Source organism: Butyrivibrio sp. (assembly GCF_024699075.1).
The window spans coordinates 1-4,290 of sequence record NZ_JAILQF010000304.1; the positions used below are offsets into that span (position 1 = coordinate 1).

The window sequence follows — 4,290 nt, forward strand, 5'->3', positions numbered from 1 at the left end:
TTCTGACGTATATTATTTATCTTGCTGCCAATTTTAAGGCTGTTGTCAATTATCCAGGCATTCTTATTTACGGAATGGCCCTTTACTCTTTTTATTCAATAATACTTGCTATTTATAATCTTATCAGAAAGAGAAAAAAAGAGAGGCTTATGTATGGGGCTGCGAGGATTGCGAGTTTTACGGCTGCTTTAGTGTCAATGATGTCTTTGGAAATTGCAATGATGGCCCGCTTTGGTGCTGATGATATCGAAATGCGACATGATATGGTAGTCTGGACAGGAACTGCAATTTTTCTGATAGTCACTTACATGGCTGTTTCAATGATAGTCAGGGGACGACGTGGAGCTTTATCAAATTCAGGAATTTAAAATAGGTCCCGGTTATATATAAAATGATCAAGATAACCCATCACCTTTAGGTGGTGGGAATATCTTGAAAAGAAATTGCCTACACCGGAATCTGGATAGTTACCTTGTTGATCGTAAGCCTGTTATTAACATTTGATACTTTTAGTATAAATGGAAATTTATTGATATCAACACACAAAGGATAATCTTCCTTTGGGAAAACATCCTGAGTATCAGGATTAAAAAACTTGGATGCTCCGTGGTCTTTGAGATGGGCGATTCTTCCATTTATATCAAAATCCTGATCTAGTACCAGTGACTTTATATATTCTGCGGCAAGGAGGTCTTCTTCGGAGCTTTCTTTTCCTGCAAGGCCCATTGCGCATATAGAGACGTCTTCGGGATTTTGGGCTTTTATATAATTGGCAACGGCTTTTGCATTAACCAAAGATCCTGTTATTATTTCGGAAGCACCTGTTGCATTCACTATTCCCTGAGTTCCGGCACTTGTTGTATGGATAATAGTCTTATTTTCAAAATCCCCTGAAAGGAGCTGATAAGGAGAATTGCCATAATCACAGCCTTCCTGCTTTTTGCCTTCTCTTTCTCCAAAGAGAACATAGGATGGATTCTGTTTTTTAAGTTCAAGTGCTTCTTCAAGTTTACCTATTGGATATATTCTGGCAGCGCCTTTATCAAAAAGATAGCATTCAACTGTAAAAGCCCTGAATACATCTATGACGACTGTAAGTCCCTTGGCCTTTTTGGCGCCTTCAATTAGTTCTAAAATCTGTATGTTCATAATATATCTCTTTTCACATGATATTTACGTCTTAAGCTGTGAGTAAACTATGGCCAAAGAGGTTCATGCCTTCTCACTTTTGGACCGGCGTATTTGGCACATATTGTAGCATTGCATATTGCATTTGTGAAGCCTTGCATGTAAAGGCAGTTATGGTCAGAAAGTGATGATTAAGGTATGAGGCTTGTTTTATAGGGCCTTCATGAGATTTCTTATGTTTGCTTCATCTATTTAAGTGGAATATAATGACGTAAGGGTCAAAAGTCATTTCGATTCGAGCTTGCTCGAGATCGAATATGAATTTATGACCCGCCAAACATGAGCAAAGTAGCACGTAGTGCGGATTTGCGAATGTTTGAGGATTGTGAGAGTTTCGAAGAAACGGAACAATCCGATAGTCATATGGTGTCAAAAGGAACTTTTGACACCTACTTCATAATATGTGCTTTGATTAATACTTTCAATATACATGATCAGATAATCAAAAAGACCGTGAATGATCCTCACGGTCTTTAATGCTGCATTATATGGCGTTTTAATTATCGGAAGCCTTTGAATACTGAGGCTTTGTTATCTCCTTAAGTCCTACGATGCTGCATACACTTGCAGCGATAAGATCTGTCATTGCTCCTGCATAGAGGATTCCGTTTATTCCGAAGAACCTTGGAAGCAGCAGAAGAAGAGGAAGGAAAAATATTACCTGTCTTGTAAGCGATAGGAAGATTCCCTTGATAGGTTTGCCGATAGCTGAGAAGAAGTTTGAAACTATTGGCTGTATGAAATAAGTAAACAGGAATAGATAATAGATTCTTATGTATCTGACTCCGAATTCGAAGTATTCTTCAGAACCCTGGCCGAACATCTCGATAACCTGATGAGGGAATACCTGGAAGATGATAAAACCTAAGAAACTTATCACAGCACCTGTTTTTAAGGCTCCAAACAAGGCTTCTTTAACCCTTGCATATTGTTTTGCACCATAGTTGAAGCTTGCGATAGGCTGAAGCCCTTGTGACAGGCCGATCACAAAGGCCATCATTATCTGCATGCATTTAAGGGATACACCGGATACAGCAAGAGGAATATCTGTGCCATAGGGTGACAGTCCGCCATAGTAATTAAGGCTTTTGTTGAGTACGATAGCCAGAACCATCATTGCCAGTTGGTTGAAACAGTTGGCTGCACCCAGTGAAGCGATACTGATAACAACTGATAATCTGGGGATAAAAGATGCTATGTCAAGCTTGATGGTCTTGTATCTTGTAAGGTATACAGCTCCCATTACAGCTGAAATGATCTGACCTATTATTGTTGCAAATCCTGCTCCGAACATCCCCCATCCGAATATGAAGATAAATATATAGTCAAGTATGATATTGGTAATAGCACCTGTGAGATTCATCTTCATAGAATATTTGGGGCTTCCGTCTGCTCTTATGATATGTGTGGCACAGGAAGAGAAGATAAGGAAGGGAAAGCCTACGGCTGTGATCCTTAAATAGCTTTCTGCCAGAGGATATACATTAGAGGATGCACCAAAAAATACCAGCATGTCATTACATGCTATCTCTGAGAATATGGCAATTATAGATCCGATCAGAAATGCCATGGATGCAGCGTTACCTATATAATACTTGGCTCCGTCTTTTTCGCCTCTTCCCATTGCAAGGTTGAAGTTGGACGCTCCTCCTATTCCGAACAAAAGAGCACTTGCAATGCAGGCAGGAACCAAGGGATATACTACATTGGTTGCAGCATTGCCGAGTTCTCCAATATTCTGTCCGATAAAAAGCTGATCGACAACATTGTAAAGAGAGCCAACAAGCATGGCTATGATACTGGGGATTGCGAACTCTTTTAATAGAGTTGATATTTTCTTACTTCCTAAAGGGTTTTTAGATTTGTTTTCCATAATGATCTATCCTGATTTAAAAAATTTAACCAAATTTGGCCGCTACTATTATAATTTCTATAGACTCAAAATATCAAGAAGATATTTTGACCTGATCATTAACCTTATTTCGCGAGCAAAGAGAGCAGCTAAATTGTATGTTTTCTTGAACATAAATTACAGAAACGCGCATTTACTGCGTGTTTCGTGATTCAATGAATCGGTTGGTAAATAGGCCCAATGCCGAAGGCATTCTCAATTGGCCTATTTACTGCATTTTTGAATCTTTGATTCAAAAATGTATGAATTGGTAGAGATCGCGACACCAATTTGGGTTTGAAAGTGGAATACTTTCAAACTTTATCTTAAAAAATAGCACCGTTTATTCCAGCGTAAAAACTAAATTAGATGTTTTATATCCTTGTAATTTATTAATGAAATATTAATATGTCTTTGATATAATGTTATACAGATGCGGCACATTATCAATTGTATAGCTATCATGGAATTATAAGGAGGAAATTCTAATGGGTCTTATTAAAGCTATAGCAGGGGCAGCAGGTGGCGTTCTTGCTGATTCATGGAAAGAGTATTTCTATTGTGAGTCTATTCCGAACGATGTTCTTGTAACCAAAGGAAGCAAGAGAGTTTCAGGTCGTTCATCCAATACAAAAGGTAGTGATAATATCATTACAACAGGTTCAGTTATTGCAGTTGCAGACGGTCAGTGTATGATCATCGTAGATCAGGGCAAGGTCGTTGAGCTTTGTGCAGAGCCCGGTGAATTCACATATGACGCTTCTACAGAGGCATCAATCTTCTCAGGAAGCCTTGGAGAAGGCATTGGAGCAACATTCGCAAGCATTGGTAAGAGATTTACATTTGGCGGCGAAGCACCCAAGGATCAGAGAGTATATTATTTCAATACAAAAGAAATTCTTGGTAACAAGTATGGTACAGCTAATGCAGTACCTTTCAGAGTAGTAGATCAGAATGTAGGACTTGACGTTGATATCTCCATCAAGTGTTTTGGTGAATACAGCTACAAGATCATTGATCCTATTTTGTTCTATACCAATGTATGTGGCAACGTTTCAGGTGATTATTCAAGATCACAGATCGATTCACAGCTTAAGTCAGAGCTTCTTACAGCTCTTCAGCCTGCATTTGCTAAGATTTCAGGCATGGGCGTAAGATATTCTGCAATACCTGGACACACAGCAGAAATTGCTCAGGCTCTTAACGAGGAG

The 4,290-nt window shown here is 38.9% G+C and carries 4 protein-coding genes; 2 read left to right on the plus strand and 2 right to left on the minus strand.

Features of this window, described 5'->3' with window-relative positions; genetic code table 11:
* A partial coding sequence (locus tag K6G87_RS12180; protein WP_296837609.1) for a hypothetical protein occupies nucleotides 1-368 on the plus strand: 368 nt, incomplete at its 5' end.
* A 79-nt stretch (nucleotides 369-447) separates the two neighbouring features.
* Here K6G87_RS12180 and K6G87_RS12185 read toward each other — a convergent pair.
* Together K6G87_RS12185 and K6G87_RS12190 are read right to left on the minus strand one after the other, a co-directional pair.
* Entirely contained in the window at nucleotides 448-1,149 is a 702-nt protein-coding gene (locus tag K6G87_RS12185) for a 2-phosphosulfolactate phosphatase (protein WP_296837611.1), read from the minus strand.
* A 535-nt stretch (nucleotides 1,150-1,684) separates the two neighbouring features.
* Nucleotides 1,685-3,061 (minus strand): MATE family efflux transporter, encoded by a 1,377-nt coding sequence (locus K6G87_RS12190; protein ID WP_034491830.1) that lies wholly within the window; start codon nucleotides 3,059-3,061, stop codon nucleotides 1,685-1,687.
* A 506-nt stretch (nucleotides 3,062-3,567) separates the two neighbouring features.
* Here K6G87_RS12190 and K6G87_RS12195 point away from each other — a divergent pair.
* On the plus strand, nucleotides 3,568-4,290 hold a 723-nt coding region (locus tag K6G87_RS12195), incomplete at its 3' end, for an SPFH domain-containing protein (protein ID WP_296837616.1).

Coding starts and splice junctions, on each gene's coding strand:
- K6G87_RS12185 (WP_296837611.1), bottom strand. CDS start 1,149: ATGAACATACAGATTTTAGAACTAATTGAAGGCGCCAAAAAGGCCAAG.
- K6G87_RS12190 (WP_034491830.1), bottom strand. CDS start 3,061: ATGGAAAACAAATCTAAAAACCCTTTAGGAAGTAAGAAAATATCAACT.